This window comes from Sodalinema sp. (assembly GCF_046483825.1).
Classification (GTDB): Bacteria; Cyanobacteriota; Cyanobacteriia; order Cyanobacteriales; family Geitlerinemataceae; genus Sodalinema.
The window spans coordinates 1-21,428 of record NZ_JAWOCL010000282.1 but is presented as its reverse complement, the minus strand read 5'-3'; the positions used below and the strand labels follow the sequence as shown (position 1 = coordinate 21,428).

Here is a 21,428-nt window from a genome sequence, read left to right as displayed (position 1 = left end):
CATCTAAGATATTCGATTTCCCAGAACCATTCGGCCCCGAAATCACCGTAAACTCCCGGCGGAACGGGACTCTGGTGGTTCCCCCAAAGGATTTAAAGTTGGTGAGTTCGATTTCCTTGATGTAAACCATGGGGGGAAGAAGGGAACGGGGAATAGGGAACAGGGAATAGGGAACAGGGAACAGGGAACGGGGAATAGGGAACAGGGAACAGGGAACAGGGAATAGGGAACAGGAGGGAGAAGGTTAGAGGAGTTTGAGATAAAGGTGGGTGAGGTTTTGGGCGAATTGTTGGGTGTTGAGGAAGGGAGGCGAGGTGGCCATTTGGGTTTGCAGTTGGCGTTGGGTTTGTTGTCGTAGGTCGGGGTTGCTGGCGAGGTGTTGGGCCAGTTGTCGGTAGTCGTCGGGGGTTTGGGTGATGAGGTGGGGGAGTCCGAGTTCTTGGAGGAGGGCGGCCCCTTGGGCGAGGGGACGTTGCTTGGTTTGTAGGGTGACGATGGGGAGACCGAGTTGCAGGGGATGGAGGAGGCTACTGGCTTGGGAGTGGGGGAAGGCGTCGAGGTAAATGTCGGCTTGTTTGAGGAGATAGCGGAGGTCGCGGCAACTCGGGAGAGACTTCACAAGTAATAATCGTTTTAAGGCGACTTGATGCTGTTGCAGAACCTGTTGCATTTGCCGGAAAAAGGGCATTTCTAGTTCCCGATGGGGTCGCCAGTCGTCGCCGAAGGGATGGAGGACGAGGATGCTGTTGGGAGTCTCGGCGAGGAGTTTGGCCCAGGTTTGGCGAACTTCGGGGTGAAGAAGTCGCATATGGGCGGTGGAGATGAAGACGGTGGTATTCTCGGGGAGATGCCACTGCGATCGCTCGATTTTGACGGTTAAATCAGGTTGGTCTTGGGGAAGGTCGAAACACAGGCCTGACCCCTCTAGGGTGAGGAGGGTTTCGCTATGGTCGATGGGATGGTTGGCGGTGAGGGTTCCGGCGATGTAGGTGTCGATGTGACGCATTCCGGTGGTGGTTAAACAGGAGAGGTTGGTAATCTGATGGCGGGCCAGTCGATAGCTACAGAGGAAGGTGAGGGGAGATGACCGGGTGACGAGGTTACTACCAATTAGCAAAATATCTAGGTCATCGGAACGGATGGTATGAACTCGTTGTAAGAGATTCAGATGGCCCAGGGGGACGACTTCATCGGCATAATTCCAGCAGTAGTCTTCGTAGGTTTCTTTTGTGATCTGGAGGCTATAGAGATAAATTTCAAATTGGCTGCGATCGAGATGTTTAATACCGGCAAGGTTGTAGTAGGTTTGGGGATTGTCTCTATAGTTGTTGGCTAAAACCCCGATGCGAATTTTAGTCCGGGGGGGACGGGGAGGAAATTTGTAACTGAGGGGCGATCGCTGTTGGTAGAGGATTTGTTCGAGAAGGTCGGCCCGCTTCTTTTGTAGCCGGAGGGGACTGCGTTGGCTGAAATATAAAGGCGTTAAGTTCGCCCGTTCGGCAAAGACTTCGTTTACGGCTTGCCAACTGGGACTATTGGGATGATTGAGAATGTTTGGATGGAGATAGCTAAGCCAATTCTCTAGGTGAGTGTGGTATTTTTCTACATCGCCGGGGTCTTGAAAAATTCGCGGTGTGGATAAGACGTAGGCTAGGAGAAATTCATTTAGCCAACCGGGAAAGGGGAGGTCGTGATAGGAAATGGGGAATTGATGGGGATAGCCATAGAGGGTAGCGGCGAGAAAGGCTTGAGAGAGTCGATTTTCTGGGGTTTTGGGGCTAAAGAGTTGTTGGAGTTTCTGGAAAAATCGCCGGTCGTCTTCGTTGAGGGTGTCTTGGCGTAAGGGACTATCTAAGAGGGCTGAATGGAGGTCGCCAAGTTGCCCATCAATTTGGTCGGAGAGTTCGGTATAGGCGAGATTTAGCCATTGTTGGGTGACGGCTTTACGCAGTTGTCGGACGAGATGGAGGGCCTGGCGATCGCCCGGATTCTTGTGATAGTTATCAACGATATCTAAGAGAGACCGAAAACTCGGGTTAAACGGGGTAATAACATTGAGACGATAAGCGAGGGGGTCAAAGGAAACCTGAAAGAAGTAGTATTGAAACAGGTCCTGATTTAAGGACTCTAGCCGATCAGGACTGGGGAAACCTTGGGGACAGGTTAAGACTAAGGTATGGGCTAGTAGGGATTTTAGTAGGGGAATTAACTGTCCCGTCTCGTATTGCTGAATATCGACCACCAAAATGGTTTGATGGCTGAGATTGTCCGTGGAGAGTTCCCGAAATTCGGGATGTTTGGCGATATCTGAGGGGGTGAGATATTCGATGCGATCGCCCAATTGACAGGTTTCTAAGAGTTGAGACGATACAGCAGAGTTTCGAGGCGGAGATACCCAATAGACTTGTAAGCGAGATAAATCTACGACATCAGCCACCCAGCGAGGATCACACTCTCCCCAAATGATAAGGTTTAACTTAGGAATTTGCCGATGTTGTTCTTGGATATACTCATAAAAGGCAAGATGCTGGTGGCGATCGCCCGTATCGGTACTGGTCACAAACTGACTGCGTAAATCAGAGGTCGCTTGATAGAAATTCGGCAACAAACGACCTTGAAGATGGTCTAAAAGCTGTTGAACCTTCTGTTCTGGCTGATGCTGTTGCCAAAACAACTCACAGCCTGCTTTGGCTATCTGTTGCGTTAATTTTGGATGATTTAAGTAATACTGTATTTTCTGGTATAAGTCCGCTTTACTCTCATAGGTATCCAGATGTTTGCCAACTTCAAATAATGCCTCTAACCCTGCTTCTGGTTTAAGTTTATCAGTGAGCAAAAATCCGCCACTTGATAACACCTCAAACACCCGCATATTCAAGTCCCCATTGAGACTCACATTGAGGTTGATTTGACTTTTAACATAGACTTCAGCCGCTTTCTCCTGACTACCGCTAAAGGTTTCTAGGAGGATTCCCCGAGTGGTCATCTCATCGAGAATATAATAACGATAGGGATGTAAGGGGCCAATTTGTCCGACAAATGACACCGGATACTCTGGGTTAGGACAAGAGGGTTGAGGGTGAGGGTAAATGTTAAAGCCAGGGAGCCAAAATACGTTCTTACAGCCCGCTTCTTGGAAAAAATGAAGATGCTGCCGTTTATGGTCAGACATCACGAAATCAAAGCCTTCCTGAACGGCATAGTCCGTCAGAGTACGGATGGGGGTTTCTAAATGTTGCGTGTCTCCGATAATGAGTAATTTAGGACAGTTTAAGAGGTGTAAGTTGGTGGGAAAGTTCAGACGAGTGGCGTCCGCCCGAACCACCACTAATTCAGGATATTGAACTGCCGGAATCTGGGCAATGAGAGGGGCAATATCATAGGTTCCGATGGGGGCTTCGAGTTGTTTGAGTCGATTGAATCGATACTCGGTTTTAAACGCCGCCCCGCATAAAATTTCATTCTCAGAAATAATCGTCGGACGATGAACCGACCCCGGAGGTTGATAGAAAAGGAGGACGTTAAAGGTGGGATAGGGCATTAGGTAAAGGTCATTATCGTTCCATAGCGTCCACGGATTTAGGAACGCCAGCGGTTAGAATGTCACACCCGGATTCAGTCACCAGAACATCATCTTCAATTCGCACCCCAATTCCATGCCATTTGGGGTCAACAGGAGGCTGTTCAATCGTGACATCATCCACTTCTCGGCTGGCGGGTTTCAGGTAGGGCGAAATATAGATACCTGGTTCGACGGTGAGGACATTTCCAGGTTGCAGGATATGCCAGTTATCTTCTCCATGTTGATAGACCCCCACATCATGGACATCTAAGCCTAGCCAATGCCCGGTTTTGTGCATATAGAAGGGTTTATATTGTTCGGCTTCGATGAGTTCATCGGGGTCTCCCGAGAGTAAGCCGAGGTCGAGTAGGCCTTCGACAATGACGCGAACGGCGATGTCGTGATGTTCGTTGTAGGGAATACCGGGGGCGATTTTGCTGATCGCCTGTTTTTGGGCTTCTAAAACCAGTTCATAGATGATTTTTTGTTCCGGGGAAAATTTGCCGGAAATTGGAAAAGTTCGGGTAATATCTGAGTTATAATACTGATAGGAACAACCGGCATCAATGAGTAGTAAATCGCCCTCTTCCATCTGCCGGGTGTTTTCGACATAATGCAGGATGCAGGCGTTGCCCCCAGAGGCGACAATGGAGGGATAGGCGGGACTTCCTCCATGAAGGGTAAACAGCCGTTCCATCTCCGCTTGCACTTCGTACTCGTAGCGTCCGGGCTGGGCGATGTCGCGGGCGAGGTTATGGGCGTCCACGGCGATGTCGGCCGCTTGGCGCATCAGTTGTAGTTCTTCGGGGGTTTTCACCAGCCGCAAGGGATGGAGGAGGGGGCTGGGATCTTCGAGGGCGATGGGGCCGGTTCCTCGTTTGGGGTAGAGGGCTAGTTGTTTGCGCCAATGACGGAGGATGCGATTGTTGAAGGCTTCGTCTCGTCCGAGGTGGTAGTAGATGCGATCGCCCCCTTTGAGGTACTCCGGTAGCTTCTCGTCGAGTTCCTCGATGGAATAGGCGATATCCGCCCCATATCGCTCCTGGGCCGCCTCAACCCCAGTGCGATAACCGGTCCAAATCTCCCGTTCTAAGTCCTTGGGGCGCACGAAGAGGATAAACTGATGCTCATCATGGTGGGGGGCCAGGACGGCCACGGCTTCGGGTTCGTTAAAGCCGGTGAGATAGAAAAAGTCACTATCTTGGCGGAAGGTATATTCCACGTCGTTGTGCATCACCGCCATGGGCGCACTTCTAAAAATGGCGGTTCCCTGATTGAGTTTACTGAGAAGTTGTTGGCGACGTTGGGCGTAGGGGTAGAAATTGGACATGGAGATGAGTTGACGGGTTACGACAGGGGAGGAGTCAGAACAAGCATGAGGCGATCGCCCTCGGGGAGATCGTTGGGGGTTAGAACAATCTGGTTATCGGACTGTTGACGGATTGGGGTTCCCTCCATCATCGCGAGGAAGTCGTCAAGGGGTTTAATATCACAGGCCTCCTCATCAGCGGCGGCGGTACGGTAATGGGTGGGAATAACGATGCGAGGATTGAGGCGGTTAATGGCGGCTTTGGCTTCTTCGGGGTTATAGGCTTTGTCGCCGCCGCCGACGGGAATCAAGGCCACATCAGGACGGCCGAGGAGAATCCGCTGTTCGTTGCCGATGGGGGCCGCCGCGCCGCCAAGATGCACGATATTCAGGCCCCCCTGTTGCCAACGCCACATCATATTCGTGCCAAAGCGTCGTCCATTGATGCGATCGTGGGCGATCGCAATTCCCTCAAAACGCATTCCTTGCAGTTGGAAAATCCCCGACTCAAATAGCAATTTACTCTCAGGGACATTCTCGACGGCCCCTTCATCGAGGAGAAAACTACTGACGAGAACCACATCAGCATCCTCAACATCCGGTTCAGGATAGCCTGCTGTACAGCCTCCCGGGCGGAAGGGATTGGTGAGAACCCGGCGACCCCCACCGGTAAAGCGGAAACAGGTGTGACCCAAGTATTCGATTTCTAATCGTCCCTGGGGTGGGGATTGGGCCAGTCCTCTCCCGGTTCGGCCGGTTCGGCCAGTCCCGGTTAGGCCAGTTACGGTGGTGGCGATCGCCCCCACTTGCAAATACCGAATCAGTTGTCGCCGTTTCATACCGTCATACTTAGACCGTTGCGGCCTGTTTGAGACTCACCAAGAAATTATGCAACAACGCCTTCCCCGATCCGGTCAAAATACTCTCTGGATGAAACTGTACCCCTTGAATATGGGGATACTCACGATGTTGCACGCCCATAATCGTGCCATCTTCGACCCAGGCGGTCATCTCTAAGACCTCGGGACAAGTGGCGCGATCAATGACCAGACTATGATAGCGGGTTGCGGTAAAGGGGTTCTCTAAACCGGCAAATACCCCCTGATTGTTGTGGTAGATGGGGGAGGTTTTCCCGTGCATCAGTTCCCCCGCCGCAACCACCTGACCGCCAAAGACCTGGCCCATACTCTGATGGCCCAGACAAACTCCCAAAATGGGTAACGTCGGCCCCAACTCCTCAATCACCGCCAACGACACCCCGGCATCCTCGGGACGACCGGGTCCTGGCGAAATGACCAAGCCATCGGGATTGAGTTGACGAATTTGCTCAATGCTGATGCAGTCATTACGGTAAACCTGAATCTCGGCAGCGACAGGTAGGGTTTGTCCGAGTTCTCCGAGGTATTGAACTAGGTTGTAGGTGAAACTGTCGTAATTGTCGATGACGATGATCATGGAATCTAGGGGGAGATAGGAGGATTAGATTAGCCCAGTAGGGAGGACAGACGAGTCCAGAGGGGGGGAATGAGTAGGGATAGGGCCACAATCAGGGAGGCGATCGCCCCCACCAAGACGGCCCCCGCTGCACAGTCTTTGGCAATTTTGGCTAAGTCGTGATAGGTCTGTTGGGCCGTCAGATCCACTACGGACTCAATAGCCGTGTTTATCAGTTCCAGGGCCAACACCAAACCAATGGTTAGGGCAATCACCGCCATTTTGACGGCTTCGAGATTTAGGGAGAGTCCTAAGCCTAGGGCGATCGAACCAATCAGCACATGGATACGAAAGTTACGCTGGGTGGCGAACGCATAACCAATACCCTGAGTCGCATAACGAAAGCTGGCCCAGAGACTCTGGGCCACTTGCCAGGATAACTGACGATCATAGGCCTTATTCTTGGGAGTCGGATTCGGCGGACCGGGGGACATGAGATAGCGAGTCTTGGGACGTTCGGCGATAGCCTCAAAAAGATTTAGATTCATCCTACACAATCCTAGGAAGGGGTCTTGGAGAGAATCCGAGGCAGATCAAGGTTAACAGCTATCTCGACGCACGCGAGTAGCTGCACCTGACGCTGAAGCATCGCCGCTAAACTCTCGTCATCGGGGTGATCCCATCCCAGTAGATGCAGGAAACCGTGGGCCGCTAACCAGGTTAACTCACTGTCTAATGAATGACCGAGGGGTTGGGCCTGTCGTTGAGCGGTATCGAGGGAGATGACGATATCCCCGAGAGATAGCGGTAAGGCTGCACCGATCTGCGGTATTTCAGACTCCATTGCTGCAAACGCTAACACATCCGTCGGCTGGTCTTTGTGTCGGTACTGACGATTTAGCTGACAAATTTCCGCGTCATCGGTGAACCGCAAGCAGAGTTCATACCCCAAGGGTGGATGGTTTCCTTGGGGGATTTCCTCGGGGGAAAGATTCGCTAGCCATGCTTGGAGGCGATCGCACCACAGGGTTTCACTGACTAAACTATCAAGATGATCTCGGGGATGATCTCGGGCAAGTCCCTCATGGTGTTGTACGCTCAAATCAAGAAGAATGGCCATGACGGGTTTAGTGGGTTAGATAGGCGAGTCCCACCAGTAGGGCGAGAAGTCCAAAGGTTGTTAAAAAGAAGTGATAGAGAGATTTTCCACCTTTACGGACCATATTCCGCATGGCGAGTTTGACGAAGCTGGGTTGAGGTTCGGGGGAGGTCATAATTAGGTAAGGCAAGAGGCAAGAGGCAAGAGGCAAGAGGGGAAGAGAAGGCAATAGGCAAGCTAGCAATCGGTAACAGGCAATAGTGGGGGCAATCCGCAAGTGGCGTGCCCTCTCTTGATGATTTTTGGCTGCGTTCCTTAATTTAACGTATTGCTGAAGGTTCCGTGGAAGCCGATGGGGATGACCTCGGGTAAGCCGAGACGACAAACCGGTTCGTCGAGGTGTGCGGCGTTGAAGATCCAGACTTCAGAACGATCGCCGTTGCCATCATAAACGACCGTTAGCAGCCAGCCGCCACCTTCGCCGTTGGGGGTGTAAATGGGTTCTGTGGGATAACGACTGTCGCCAAAGTCAAAACTCTCTAGGGTCCCTTGCTCGACATCGTAACGCCCGATCGCCCCGTAGAGGTCTTGGGCGGTGTTGACGTTGGGACGATGTAGGGACAGATAGAAGGCTGAAGCGTTGCGGCCGACTTGATTTGGGGCAACCGTGGGAAATTCACAGGAGCGATCGCACAAGGACTCACTGGCTAAGATGTTAGCGGTTTGCGGGTCGAGAATGAGGCGATCGAGATAGGCTTCGGCGGCGGTGTTGGTGTGGCCGCTGGCAATTTCGGCTAGTCGTTGATTGGTGGTGAAGTCGGGGTAACGCGCCACATCCACGACAATATGGCCGGCTTCATTGACGTATCCGTTGCCATAATGCCATTGAAACCAGGGATCAGCTTCGCCGCGACTGACGAGATTGAGGCTGTGACGGTCGAAAATCAGGATTTGGGTTCCGAGACTGGGAACCCAGCGACAGCCATCTTTAATGGTGGTTAGGCCGAAGAGAATCCGCAATAGGGGAACGTCTAGGGGAGGGAGGAAAAAGACGAGATAGTCTCCGGCGAGAACAAAGTCGTGAATGAGGGACATCTTATCGAGGGGATGTCGGCTTTGGCGTTTTAGGGTTCCTTGGCTGTCGCAGATGAACAGATTTAGGACGTTTTGCCGGCCATAATCGATGCCGAAGTTGAAGATCTCGCCGCTGTGATGATCCCATTTGGGATGGGCTGAGTAGGTGGGAAGTTGGATGTCTTCTAATCCTAGGGTGTCGAGGGTTTTGGGATTGAGGACATGGGGTTTGCCCCCTTCCCAGAGGGCTAGGAGACGGTCGGGAAGGGCTAATACGGAGGTGTTGGCGGCGTTTTTGGGGGGGTCCGCCAGCGGCTGAGGAGAGATCCCGAGGCTTGGGTTCCGTAACCTCCGTAGAGAAGGGTTCCAGCTTCGGCTTCGGCTTGGTAGCCGGCGGTTTGTACGAACCGATATTGACCTCTAGCTTGGCCCTGGTTAAACTCGACGGCAAGAATGGCCCCGTCGCCATCAAACCAATGGCCGACATGGCGATCGCCCCGCTGGAGTCGCGCGGGACCGTTACGATAGAGGGTTCCCTGAAGTGTGTCGGGAACCTGACCGGATAGTAATTCTAAGGCGGTAGACTCAAACTCCTGCCCAACTCGGGTCACACCAGTCGACCAAGCGGGTTGTTTTGAACTCATAAATGATGAACGGCTAAAGGTCTTGATGTTCCCTAGCTTATCAAAACCATCAGAATAACACCGTCAAAACAATATCATCAAAATAATACCATCAAAATAACAACGGCACCCAGACCAGTCGGACGAGTGATTTCCCCATGTTTCTAAAGACATCTTGGAGATGCAACAGGTCAATCTCCCCAGGGAGGGTTGAAGCTGCATTGCTCCGGGTCAACTAGGTGGTGGAAGTTTCAGTCGCTTGGGCGGATGCCGTTGTTTGTTGGAGTTGAACAGATGTTAGAATTAACAGCGTGTTTACCTCTTTAACTAATGTGGACTGCGCTGTGTGTTATCTGTTTCAGAAGCGTTGTATTTGCTTCTGATTACTACTATAAGAAGTGGGTCCCGTAGATGCAAGAGGATTTAACTAAACGTTACACTAAAATATCAACGAGCCTTTCAACGACCTATGAGCGATCGCCCCTCTCCATCGTCTAACGCCCTGACTGCCCTAGACCAGCTGATTCAGGTGGTCGCCCAACTCCGTGATCCCGAGGGCGGATGTCCTTGGGATTTAGAACAAACCCCGGAAAGCTTGATCCCCTATATCATCGAAGAAGCCTATGAAAGCGTCGATGCCATTCGTCGGGGAGATTCTGAGCATATTTCTGAGGAACTCGGAGACCTCTTACTCCAGGTTGTGTTACAGGCCCAAATCGCTCAGGAAGCGGGGGATTTTTCCCTAACAGAGGTCGCCGAGGGGATCACCGAAAAATTGATTCGTCGTCACCCTCATGTCTTTGCCGATGCTGACGCCAAGACCCCCGATCAAGTTCGGGAAACCTGGCAGGCGATTAAAGCGGCGGAAAAGGGAGAAGATGAGACACAACTCAGTTCTAAGTTAGCCCGTTATGCTCGCACGCTACCGCCGTTAAAAGCCAGTCAGAAGATTTCTCAAAAAGCCGCTGCCGTGGGCTTTGAGTGGGATAAGGTGGAGGATGTTTGGCAAAAATTCCAGGAAGAACTCGGGGAATTTCAGGAGGCGATCGCCCACGAAAGTCGCCAACGCCAAGAGGAGGAACTCGGAGATTTACTCTTTGTGTTGGTGAACTTGGCCCGCTGGTATGACCTCGACCCCGAAGCGGCCCTCCAGGGAACCCACGATCGCTTCCTGGCCCGCTTTAGCCAAGTCGAAGCCGCCTGCGATCGCCCTCTCTCGGACTATAGCGTCGAGGAACTCGAAGCCTTCTGGCAAATCGCCAAACAGCGGCTGATGAACCCCTAGGCTTGCATCTCCACAATCCCCATCATGCCTTGATCTTCATGATCGAGAATATGACAGTGGTACATGGTTCGGCCTGGAAAGTCCTGGAAGCGAGTGCGAAGACGAACCGTCTCCCCGGCTTTGACTAACACCACATCTTTCCAGGCCCGATCGCGTTCAGGCTGGCCATTACGACTCATCACCTGAAAGGGGTTGGTATGCAGGTGGAACGGGTGATCGAACATTCCCTCATTAACGATTTCCCAATCCTCAACCTGGCCGAGTTGCACTTGCACATCGGTGCGATCGCCGTCAAAGGTCTTTCCATTGATTAAAAACACCATTCCTTGCCCCCGAGCCATACCATGATTGAAGACAAACCGGCGGGTTTGACTCGGTTCGGGTAAGGTGTCCACGGGCCGCAATTGACGGGGCAGCGATCGCCCCGAAACCGGGTCTCCGTCATAGCTAATCGTTGCCAAGACTTCAGCCTCATCAGACTCTCGGCCCCCCATGCGTCCCATCCGACCCCGGCCCATGCGGCCCATTCCACCTCCATTGCCCATCATGCCACCGCCCATACGGCCGCGACTGTAGGGACGATTGACTAAGTTCACTGAGGCTGCACCCTCATCACCGCGAACTAAGACATCGGCCCGTTCCCCCGGAGAGAGTAATAATTCTGATAGTTCCCTCGGTTGTGCGATCGCCCCGCCATCGGTAGCAATGAGATAAAAGGGGCGATCGTCTAAGGCAAGATTATAAAAGCGGGCGTTGGAGGTATTAACAAACCGCAACCGCAAGAGTTCACCATTAGGAACCCTCCAACTGGGCCTTATCTCCCCATTAACGGTGACAAACTCCCCTTCTCGTCCCGCCATCATAGCCATATGTCCCCCGGATACATCCCTGAAATCGGTGGCAAAATCCTTGAGGATGACAAATTGTTCCGTGGCTTGTTGAACTTCCTGAATCTCATCGAGATCACCTCGGATCACAAAGAGTCCCCCCAGGCCAGCCAACACCTGATGGGCGACCCAGCCATGATAGTGAGGATGATAGAAAAACGTTCCCGCCGGATGGTCTTCGGGGATCGTAAACTCATAGCGTTGACTCCCTCCAGGGGCTACCTCCAAGAACGTATTATCGGCATTTCCCGTGGGGGGAATATGCAATCCGTGGAAATGCAGATTGGTGGGTTCGTCTAGGCGATTGTGGAACTCGATGCGAACGCGATCGCCGGGAGAAGCTTCTAAACGCGGCGGCGGGAACTGGCCGTTATAGGTGAAGATGGGGATTTCCTGTCCGGCCACATTTAACTGGCTGGCCGCCGCTTCCAAGCGGACTTGCAACAGGCCATCGGCGGACCTTTCCACCGCTTGGGCCATCAACTCGGTATCTGTGACAGTGTCTGTCTCGGTGTTTGTGACGGGCGATCGCCCTTGTCCGCGACATTGAGTTAATAGCACAGCACCCGTCGTCCCCGCCATAAGCGTAAGCAGTTGACGACGGGATAATCGAGGAAGAGGATAACGCATAAAACAAAGGCTTGATCAGGCTTAATTGGCTTGAAAATCACGGGAACCGGTATATCCCGATAAATCGGCTAATTCATTCAGGGGAATCAGTCCCCGCTGAAGTTCTCCATCAATCTCCCAAGAGGGATAACTCTGAATTCCAGCGGCTTGACAGGCGGCGGGGTTCGGATTAACCCCATTCTCATCACATTCGACGTAATCGAGTTCCTCAGCGGCTTCCCGGCCAAACAATTCTTTTTGACGTTGACAGAAATCACACCAAAACGCCCCATACATCTTGATGCCACGCTCTCGTAGATGTTGAGCCAGGGCAATACTATCAGGGGTTGAGGTGGTGCTGATGGCATAACCACTACTGGTTTCCGTTTCGGCTGTCGGGCTATGAATTGGCGAGTAGATGGCCAGAGAACCGACAAAGGTAATAAAGGCGACGATAATTCCGGTAAAGATGACTTGCCCAATATCCTCCCAATGTTGTCCCGCCAGCGTCAGCCCTAATAAGGCTAAGGCACAAATAGCCGAGGCGAGACAGTAGAGACAGAAGGACTGAATCTCAAACACCATGATGTACATGAGATAGGCACTAAATACCCCCATGGCGACACTGCCGATCAGCAAAAATCGCCAAGTCCAATCCTCTACAGTACGACGCTGCGATTTCTTCGTCTCTGGGTTAATCAGCCAGGGGGCGACAGCAAACACTCCCATAGCCACATAAGCCAAGAACCCAAACAGGGCCAGAGGTAAACCAAAGACCACCGCATAGGGACTGGAGAGGACTTTATCGCAGCCTTCAGTGGGACAAGCGGCGGAGACATCGGCGAAGGCGGTAATCGCTAGATAGGCTGTGATGACGGCCCCTAAGGCTGCGATCGCGGCGATGATAAAGCGTGATTTTCGCTGAATCCAGGGTTGAGAGCGTTTACGCATAAATGAAAACCTATGAAAACGGAGAACTTAAAAACGACTAACTTAACAACGACTAACTTAAAAACGACGGGAAACTCTTAAAGCTGGCTGTTAGAGCGTCGTTTGAAAATGAGCCAAACTGCTGGAATGGTGATGACGATGACCACGGGAATGACCATCGCCATCGGTAAGGTTGTGACTGTGTCCCAAGATAACGATTGTGACCCACCGGGATCGGCCGGCTGTGACGCTTCTGTCTCACTGGCTGGGGCTTCAGTCGCACTCTCGCCAGCCTCGGGAACCGCGCAGCTTTCTGATGCAGCCTCCTCTTCGCTGTCTTCGGTTTTATCTGACTCATCACAAATGCCAAAATCGGCTTCTGTGGAGGCTTGAGCGATCGCCCATTGGGGTTTCCCGGCGATCGCGGAGCGTGGGGGAACCCCAATCGCCTCACTGATAATCATGCTTGTGTGGCTTGCAGCCATGTCGTTTGTACCTCCAGAAATTGGGTGTAGTGGGGAAAGTCTGGGCATCCTCAAGCTGAAAATGGACGCATGACTCAGATTCACGCTGGGCGGTTTCGTTGCGGTTTCGTGTCAATCACCTAATCTGAGGGGTCGCGTTGACCCAAAAACCACCAGAGTTCCAATCCTATTAAGCCTAAACCACCCAGGGTCACGGCGACTTTCACCCCGAGGGGTTGCTCAATCTGTTCAAACGGTTGGGATTCAGTTGAGTTGGGATCAACGTCAGAAGACCCCGGCATCGCGATCGCTCCTCCTGCTCCCAGAATAGCGACACTAATGCAGGTTATGAGGATTTTGTCAACAAGCTTCATCAAAGTAGTCCAAATAAACAACAGGGGCAAGAACAGGCAGTAGGCAGTAGGGGAGGAAGGGAAGAGGGAGAACCACGTAGGGGCAATCCCTTGTGGTTGTCCGAGGACACGGAGAAAGGGAAGCAGGTCATAACCTCTTGTCTATTGCCATCCCCTCTTGGGAGGGGTTTGGGGTGGGTTATGCCTTTTTCCCCTATCCCACCCGTTTCGTCTTACGCAATCTCAAGGCATTGGTCACCACGGACAGCGAACTCAACGCCATCGCAGCACCGGCAAAGACGGGATTGAGCAGCCAACCCACAAGGGGATAGAGAACTCCCGCTGCCAAGGGAATCCCGAGACTGTTGTAGGCAAAGGCAAAGAAGAGATTTTGACGGATATTGTTCATCGTGGCCCGGCTTAAATCAATGGCCAGGACAATTCCCCGTAAATCGCCGGAAATGAGAGTAATATCACTGGCAGAAATCGCCACATCGGTTCCGGTTCCAATGGCCATGCCCACATTGGCTTGAGCCAGTGCCGGAGCGTCATTGATGCCATCGCCGACCATGGCAACAATTTTGCCTTCTAATTGCAACTCTTTGACGCGATCGCACTTCTGATCGGGACGCACTTCGGCAAAAATACGGTCAATCCCGACTTCTTGGGCGATCGCCTCGGCCGTTTGCTGGTTATCTCCTGTCAGCATCACTACTTCTAAACCCCGACGATGGAGCTGTTTCACCGCCTCCATCGATGAGGGTTTGAGGGCATCGGCAATGCCAAATAAGCCCTCAATGTTCCCATCAATGGCTAACCAGGCGGTGGTTTTGGCCTGGTGTTGCCATTGTTGACGGCGATCGTCTAACGCCTGAGTGTCTAAGCCTAACTCGGCCATCCAACGGCTGGTTCCAATTTGCACTCGTTGCCCCTCGACGGTTCCTTCGACTCCCATTCCTTCCCGGGCCTGAAAGTCAGTAACTGAGGGAAGTGGCTGTTCGATTCCTTGGGCCTCGGCATAGTTCACCACGGCTTCGGCTAGGGGATGTTCTGATTGACGTTCCACCGCCGCCGCCAGTCGTAACCAGTCGAGTTCTCGTTCGGTTCCCCCAACGGTGACATAATCGGTCACGGTGGGTTGTCCTTGAGTCAGGGTTCCGGTTTTATCGAGGACAATGGCTTGAATCTTATGGGCGATTTCTAAACTATCGGCCCCTTTGATGAGAACGCCATGTTCGGCCCCGAGTCCGGTTCCGACCATGATTGAGGTGGGGGTGGCCAGGCCCAAGGCACAGGGACAGGCGATAATTAAAACGCTCACGGTGGTAACGGTGGCCAGGGTGAGATTGCCGGTGAAGTTGAACCAGAGGATGAAGGTCACGATGGCGATCGCAATCACGACGGGGACAAACCAACCGGTGATGCGATCGGCGATTTTCTGAATTGGGGCTTTGCTTCCCTGGGCCTCTTGCACTAAACGCACAATTTGGGCCAACACGGTATCTGTGCCAACTCGGGCGGCCCGGAAACGAAAACTCCCGGTTTTGTTGATTGTGGCCCCAATCACCTCGTCGCCAGATGCTTTCTGAACCGGGATCGACTCTCCCGTCACCATCGACTCATCAATAGTCGATTGTCCCTCTAGGATTTCTCCGTCAACCGGAATCTTCTCGCCGGGACGGACAACCACCACATCGCCAATTTCAACGGCTTCTACGGGAATATCCTGTTCCTGGCCATCTCGGATGACACGGGCCGTTTTGGCCTGCAATCCCATTAATTTACGAATGGCCTCGGACGTTTGTTTCTTAGCCCGGTTCTCTAGCAATCTCCCTAAAAGGATCAGGGTGATGATAACAACGGCAATTTCGTAGTAATAGTCGATGGGGAGTCCCTGGGCCTCGAAAAATTGGGGAAAGAAGGTGGTCCAGAGGGAGTAGGCGTAGGCGGCGATGGTTCCCACGCTGACTAGGGTGTTCATATCCGCTGTATGGCGGGTTAAGGCTTTCCAGGCACTGATGAAGATTTTGCTACCACACCACACAAACACCGGCAAACTCAACACCAGTTGCAGGATGGGGTGATGTAGCCACATGGGAAAACCGGGAATGTCTAACCCGGTCATCGCCGGAATAGCCCCAATCACGATAATGGCACTGACAACACCGCCAACGATGACTTTTTGGGTGAGTTCCCGTTGTTCGGCTTGGTTGGCGGCTTGTTCTTCGTCACTCTCTTCTAGGGGAGATGTGACGGGTTGGGCCTGATACCCAGCATCGACAACGGCCGCAATTAGACGTTCGACGTCGGTTTGTTGGCTTTGGTACTCAACGGTGGCTTGAGAGAGGGCAAAGTTGACGTTGCAAGTGGTTACCCCGGAAACTCGGGATAAGGATTTCTCAATGGTGTTCGCACAGGATGCACAACTCATCCCTTGGAGTTTCAGGTTGATGGTTTCCATGTTGGTGAGTTTGGCTGCTGATCAGGTTAGGGGTGATTCGGGTTCCCGCGATCGCACGTGGTAATAAAAGAGTAGTTTTGCTTGTTAACTGCGTGTGACACTTGACGACCCCACTCTCACGGGAGCGAACGCGCACTCTAGAACTGATGACAATCATCCCCTAAGGGTGTTCTATGAGATTTATCTTTAAGTATGACACGTTGTCATACTTAAATGCAGCAGCAACCCACTCATTTATTTAAACGTCTTTGCAAAAATAAAAAGTCACAACAACAAAGACAATTATGAACCAGAAAACCCTTGCTATCAAAGGGTTTTACTGACAATAACTGTCTTTATTTAATTGTCTGTTTTTGACTCAATCGTCTCCTTCAACTTGAGCGCGATATTCTTCAGCACTGAGAGTATCTTCGAGTTCATCCTCAGGATTATCGAGGCGAACTTTAACCAGCCAACCTTCCCCATAGGGATCAGCCGCCAATCCTTCCGGGGAGGCGAGTGCATCTTCATTGCGATCGATCACCGTCCCGGAAATGGGTGCATAGAGATCTTCGGCGGCTTTCACCGACTCAATGGAGGCAAAGGTTTCCCCTTTAGACAGGGTATCGCCCACTTCCGGCAATTCGAGAAAGACAATATCGCCCAATTCATCTAAGGCAAAGGCACTTACCCCGATGGTGGCAATTTCACCATCGAGGCGTACATACTCGTGAGAGTCCAGATATCTGAGGTCTTCGGGGTATTCAAAAGCCATAGAGCGGGTCTCGCAATTCCTTCGCTACAAATCATAGAGGAATTTCTACGCCAGAACCCTCTTCTGTCAGGATTTTTGCCGTAATTAAACGGCTACCTCCGATGGTGCCGGTTCTGAAGCGGCTTTCATTGCCTTGCGTTCCTCCTGTGCCAGATAATCTGCCAACTGGGCCTCAATCTCATCTTTGACAATTTGCCGATATTCCAGGAAATGCTCCGCTTGAGCGCAAACCGAGAGATAACTGCTAATTCCGCCAGGGTTATGGCGATACATCAGCCAGAGATTGCGCCAGAAGACAAAACGAGTCTTCCGCACCAGTCCCTGTCGCCAGCACAGGGTTAACAAGGCCCGAATCACCACCCAGGAGGTGTTTTTACGGGTGGCTTTCCCTTTATGGGGATAGGTGGCTTCGCCCAGGAAGCGAAAATGGCGATAGGTACGATTGAGAAAGACCACAGGATCATACAGTCGCCAGAAGGCGTCAATATATTCCCGAGCGATTTCTTCGAGGGGACGGGTGGGGACAAAGTTCATTAACGTGGTTTGGTTAATGTTGCCGTTGGTGGCTCGTAACCGTCCTTCTTTCTCCAAGCGGTGGGATAATGCCGTATCCGGGAGCGCCTGCAACATACTAAAGACGGCGGTGGGGATGGCGGTTTTTTCCACAAACTCAACGATGCGATCGCCGGCGCCGGATTTTTCCCCGTCAAAGCCGATAATAAAGCCAGCCATGACCCGTAATCCTGACTTGGAAATGTTGATAACCGCGTCACTGAGGGGATCGCGGGTATTCTGAAACTTTTTGGTGACCGCTAGACTCTCGGCGTCGGGGGTTTCAATCCCCAGGAAGACGGAACCGAAGTTGCAGGCCACCATCAGATCCATCAACTCCTGGTCCTGAGCCAAGTCTACTGAGGCCTCCGTGGCGAAGGAGAAGGGATAGTTATGGTCCACCATCCAGGGTTGTAAGGCTTGCAGCAGTCGCTTCACGTTGCGCTTGTTGCCGATAAAGTTGTCGTCCACCAGGAAGATACTGCGATTCCAGCCGAGTTCATGGAGGCGATCGAGTTCCGCCAGGAACTGTTCTGGGGACTTGGTGCGGGGTTTACGACCATAGAGTACGATGATGTCGCAAAACTCACATTGAAAGGGACAGCCTCGGGAGAATTGCACTGACATCTCTGAGTAGGCGTCGAAGTCCAGTAAGTCAAACCGGGGAATTGGCGTATCGGTTACCGCTGGCTTTTCCCCGTTGGAGCGGAAGACACCGTTTTTCTCACCTCGTGCGATCGCCTCAACAAACATCGGGAGCGTAATCTCCCCTTCATCCAGAATCAGATAGTCCGTGTCAACGGCTTCGAGATCTTGAGGAATCGCCGTAGGATAAGGGCCACCAACAGCAACGAGTTTCCCTCGGCGTTTCGCTTCCGTGACGAGGCTCAACATATCTTCCTTCTGGACAATCATGGCTGACATCAGCACCACATCCGCCCAGTCCCATTCGGCTTCTGTGACGTCTCGCACGTTGCGGTCCACCAGTTGATAGTCCCAGGTTTGGGGCAGAATTGCCGCCACCGTCGCCAGTCCCAGGGGAGGGAGCATGGCTTTGCGTCCAATCAGTTCCAGGGTTTTTTCAAAGGACCAGAAACTTTTGGGAAATCGGGGATAAAGCAGTAAAACACGCATGGTTGAGTCTCGATCTCCTTGGTTGGCGTCAACAACAGAGCCAAGCCTCCAAGCTTTGGCTCAAACTTCCCTGAACTATAACATTTTCAATTTGGGGTGACTCCTGGGGTCGCTTAAGGCTTGACCCATGAGCCGTTGCTGAGCAGAAGGCTCAACGGAGCCGGGGCGATCGCGGAGCGTGGGAGAACCCCAATCGCGGAGCGTGGGGAAACCCCAATCGCAGACTCACACCCCGACTCTGACCCCCTCCCCCTAACGATTGAAATAGTCTTGCAACGCCTTCACCTGGTAGGAGCCAGCCTGCAAGGTGCGAATTGCCGCTGCTGTGGCCCGCGCCCCGGAAATGGTGGTGACAATGGGGATTTTATAGGCCAACGCCATGCGGCGAATCGTACGACCTTCGGCTTGGGCATCCTCCCCAGAGGGGGTATTCACAATCAACTGAATTTGCTTATTCTTCACCGCATCCAGCACATTGGGGCGACCTTCCGAGAGTTTTAGGGTTAAGCCCACGTTCTCGACTCCCGCCGCCTTCAGGGCGGCCGCCGTTCCCATCGTCGCCAGGATCTCAAAGCCCAACTTCTGAAGTTCCAAAGCAATGGGAATCACGGTTTCCTTATCCCGGTCAATCACGGAAATAAAGGCCGTTCCCTGGCTGGGGAGGAGTTCTCCTGCTGCCAGTTCGGCTTTGGCAAAGGCTTTCCCGAAACTGTCGTCGATGCCCATGACTTCCCCGGTTGAGCGCATCTCCGGTCCGAGAATGGTGTCGGTTCCGGGGAATTTGTGGAAGGGTAACACCGCTTCTTTGACGGAGACATGGTTGGGGATGAGTTCCTGGGTGAAGTTCAATTCCGCTAAGGTTTCTCCCGCCATCACCCGAGAAGCGTATTTCGCCAGAGGAACGCCAATGGATTTGGAGACAAAGGGAACCGTTCGCGAGGCGCGGGGGTTGGCTTCGATAATATAGACCAGTTCCCCCTGCACCGCATATTGCACGTTCATTAAGCCCACTACATTGAGCCGTTGGGCCAGTTTCTCCGTCCAATCGCGGATGGTGTTGAGGGCGGCGACGGAGAGGGTTTGGCTGGGAATCGAACAGGCCGAGTCTCCCGAGTGAATCCCCGCTTGTTCGATATGTTCCATGATGCCGCCAATGACCACGGCACCGGTTTTGTCGGCGATCGCATCCACATCGACTTCGATCGCATTCTCTAGGAATTTATCAATCAGAATCGGGTGATCGGGTTCGACTTGTACGGCAAAGGTCATGTAGCGTTCGAGGTCTTCGTCGGAATAGACTACTTCCATGGCCCGTCCCCCCAGCACATAGGACGGACGCACCACCACCGGGTAACCGATGCGTTGGGCAATCTTCAGGGATTCCTTATAGCTGCGGGCTAAGCCGTTGGGGGGTTGCAGGATGTCCAATTCTCGCAGGATTTCCTCGAAGCGTTCCCGGTCTTCCGAAGCGTCAATGGAGTCGGGGGAGGTTCCCCAGATGGGGGCGTTGGCTTGGGCCAGGGGAACCGCCAGTTTGAGGGGAGTTTGCCCGCCAAACTGGATGATAATGCCTTCGGGGTTTTCGGCTTCGATGATGTTGAGGACGTCTTCTTGGGTTAATGGCTCGAAGTAGAGGCGATCGCTCGTGTCGTAGTCCGTTGAGACGGTTTCGGGGTTGGAGTTGACCATAATGGTCTCAAAGCCTTTGTCTCGCAGGGCAAAGGAGGCGTGACAGCAGCAGTAGTCAAATTCAATCCCTTGGCCAATGCGGTTCGGTCCCCCGCCGAGAATCATCACTTTGCGGCGATCGCTGGTCAGATGTTCGTTACTCTCGTCGTAGGTGGAGTAGTAGTAGGGGGTTTCTGATTCAAATTCGGCGGCACAGGTGTCCACCATTTTGTAGGCGGGAATGACGCCGAGTTGTTTGCGGTAGCTACGCACTTCGTTTTCTGTGGATTTCGTGGCAAAGGCGATTTGGCGATCGCTAAAGCCTTGTTGTTTGACCTCGCGCATTTGGCTGGCGGATAGGTCCGAGAGGGGCGATCGTTTCAACCATTTCTCGGTGGCCAGCATTTCGGCGAATTTATCCAGGAACCAGAGGTCAATCCCTGTCAGTTCATAGACTTCCTCGACGGACATCCCCAGTGTTAGGGCCTGATGCACGGTAAACATCCGTTCTGGGTTGGGTTGACGCAATCCCGCCCGCACTTGGGTTAAACTCGGCAGTTTGCCTGTTGACTGGCAACCCCAGCCCCAATGGCCTGTTTCTAGGGAGCGAAAGGCTTTCTGGAATGATTCGCAAAAGGTGCGCCCAATGGCCATGGCTTCTCCGACGGACTTCATCTGTGTGGTCAGAATCGGCTGGGTTCCGGGGAATTTCTCGAAGGCAAAGCGAGGAATTTTGGTCACCACATAGTCAATGGTGGGTTCAAAGCTGGCGGGGGTTTTCTTGGTGATGTCGTTGGGAATTTCGTCTAGGGTATAGCCCACGGCCAATTTGGCGGCAAATTTGGCGATGGGGAAGCCGGTGGCTTTACTGGCTAAGGCGGAACTGCGGGAGACGCGAGGGTTCATCTCAATCACCACTACATCGCCGTTGACGGGGTTGACGGCGAACTGGATGTTTGACCCGCCAGTTTCGACGCCAATTTCACGAATAATTTTAATGGAGGCGTCCCGCAGTCGTTGGTATTCTTTGTCGGTCAGGGTTTGGGCGGGGGCGACGGTGATGGAGTCGCCGGTGTGAACGCCCATGGGGTCAATGTTTTCAATCGAACAGATAATGACGACGTTGTCGGCGAGGTCCCGCATCACCTCTAACTCGTACTCTTTCCAGCCGATGAGGGATTTTTCGACGAGGATCTGACTCACTGGGGAGGCGTCGAGACCGCCTTGGGC

At 52.8% G+C, this 21,428-nt stretch carries 17 protein-coding genes and 1 pseudogene; 1 reads left to right on the top strand and 17 read right to left on the bottom strand.

Going from position 1 to position 21,428, the window contains the following annotated elements:
• The 9 genes and pseudogenes from R6U67_RS17955 to R6U67_RS17915 form a co-directional block, all read right to left on the bottom strand.
• Positions 1 to 130: AAA family ATPase (locus tag R6U67_RS17955; RefSeq protein ID WP_410253814.1), on the bottom strand; the 130-nt coding region annotated here is incomplete at its 3' end.
• A 114-nt stretch (positions 131 to 244) separates the two neighbouring features.
• Positions 245 to 3,541, bottom strand: a complete 3,297-nt coding sequence (locus R6U67_RS17950) for a glycosyltransferase (protein ID WP_410253813.1) — start codon at positions 3,539 to 3,541, stop codon at positions 245 to 247.
• A 13-nt stretch (positions 3,542 to 3,554) separates the two neighbouring features.
• Positions 3,555 to 4,892 carry an aminopeptidase P N-terminal domain-containing protein gene (locus R6U67_RS17945; RefSeq protein ID WP_410253812.1) on the bottom strand — a complete coding sequence of 446 codons (1,338 nt, stop codon included), beginning with the start codon at positions 4,890 to 4,892 and terminating at the stop codon, positions 3,555 to 3,557.
• A gap of 17 nt (positions 4,893 to 4,909) precedes the next feature.
• Complete coding sequence (locus R6U67_RS17940) at positions 4,910 to 5,710, bottom strand: MBL fold metallo-hydrolase (protein ID WP_410253811.1); 801 nt, start codon at positions 5,708 to 5,710, stop codon at positions 4,910 to 4,912.
• A gap of 10 nt (positions 5,711 to 5,720) precedes the next feature.
• Positions 5,721 to 6,326, bottom strand: coding sequence for an anthranilate synthase component II (locus R6U67_RS17935; RefSeq protein WP_410253810.1), 606 nt, complete (start codon positions 6,324 to 6,326; stop codon positions 5,721 to 5,723).
• A gap of 29 nt (positions 6,327 to 6,355) precedes the next feature.
• Positions 6,356 to 6,853 (bottom strand): diacylglycerol kinase family protein, encoded by a 498-nt coding sequence (locus R6U67_RS17930; RefSeq protein WP_410253809.1) that lies wholly within the window; start codon positions 6,851 to 6,853, stop codon positions 6,356 to 6,358.
• Between the two features lie 11 nt (positions 6,854 to 6,864).
• Complete coding sequence (gene ybeY, locus R6U67_RS17925) at positions 6,865 to 7,425, bottom strand: rRNA maturation RNase YbeY (protein ID WP_410253808.1); 561 nt, start codon at positions 7,423 to 7,425, stop codon at positions 6,865 to 6,867.
• 7 nt (positions 7,426 to 7,432) lie between these two features.
• The gene (locus R6U67_RS17920; protein ID WP_074162921.1) at positions 7,433 to 7,579 is read right to left on the bottom strand and encodes a DUF3285 domain-containing protein; all 147 of its coding nucleotides are present in this window, start codon (positions 7,577 to 7,579) and stop codon (positions 7,433 to 7,435) included.
• 140 nt (positions 7,580 to 7,719) lie between these two features.
• A pseudogene (locus R6U67_RS17915) lies at positions 7,720 to 9,122 on the bottom strand (carotenoid oxygenase family protein).
• 448 nt (positions 9,123 to 9,570) lie between these two features.
• Between R6U67_RS17915 and mazG the strand changes: the two are divergent.
• A complete protein-coding gene (gene mazG, locus R6U67_RS17910) occupies positions 9,571 to 10,386 on the top strand; it encodes a nucleoside triphosphate pyrophosphohydrolase (RefSeq protein ID WP_410253807.1) in 816 nt (271 codons plus the stop codon).
• On the opposite strand, the gene R6U67_RS17905 is transcribed toward mazG, so the two are convergent.
• The 8 genes from R6U67_RS17905 to carB form a co-directional block, all read right to left on the bottom strand.
• Entirely contained in the window at positions 10,383 to 11,903 is a 1,521-nt protein-coding gene (locus tag R6U67_RS17905; protein ID WP_410253806.1) for a multicopper oxidase family protein, read from the bottom strand. The two genes, mazG and R6U67_RS17905, sit on opposite strands and share 4 nt — an antisense overlap.
• Before the next feature lie 21 nt (positions 11,904 to 11,924).
• The gene (locus tag R6U67_RS17900) at positions 11,925 to 12,833 is read right to left on the bottom strand and encodes a vitamin K epoxide reductase family protein (RefSeq protein ID WP_068790689.1); all 909 of its coding nucleotides are present in this window, start codon (positions 12,831 to 12,833) and stop codon (positions 11,925 to 11,927) included.
• Positions 12,834 to 12,910: 77 nt separating this feature from the next.
• On the bottom strand, positions 12,911 to 13,297 hold the full coding sequence (locus R6U67_RS17895) for a hypothetical protein (RefSeq protein ID WP_410253805.1): 387 nt from the start codon (positions 13,295 to 13,297) through the stop codon (positions 12,911 to 12,913).
• 119 nt (positions 13,298 to 13,416) lie between these two features.
• Positions 13,417 to 13,650, bottom strand: a complete 234-nt coding sequence (locus tag R6U67_RS17890) for a hypothetical protein (RefSeq protein WP_410253804.1) — start codon at positions 13,648 to 13,650, stop codon at positions 13,417 to 13,419.
• A gap of 193 nt (positions 13,651 to 13,843) precedes the next feature.
• Positions 13,844 to 16,090, bottom strand: coding sequence for a heavy metal translocating P-type ATPase (locus R6U67_RS17885; protein WP_410253803.1), 2,247 nt, complete (start codon positions 16,088 to 16,090; stop codon positions 13,844 to 13,846).
• Positions 16,091 to 16,448: 358 nt separating this feature from the next.
• Entirely contained in the window at positions 16,449 to 16,844 is a 396-nt protein-coding gene (gene gcvH / locus R6U67_RS17880) for a glycine cleavage system protein GcvH (protein ID WP_410253802.1), read from the bottom strand.
• An 84-nt stretch (positions 16,845 to 16,928) separates the two neighbouring features.
• Positions 16,929 to 18,530 carry a B12-binding domain-containing radical SAM protein gene (locus tag R6U67_RS17875; RefSeq protein ID WP_410253801.1) on the bottom strand — a complete coding sequence of 534 codons (1,602 nt, stop codon included), beginning with the start codon at positions 18,528 to 18,530 and terminating at the stop codon, positions 16,929 to 16,931.
• Between the two features lie 252 nt (positions 18,531 to 18,782).
• Positions 18,783 to 21,428: carbamoyl-phosphate synthase large subunit (gene carB / locus R6U67_RS17870; RefSeq protein ID WP_410253800.1), on the bottom strand; the 2,646-nt coding region annotated here is incomplete at its 5' end.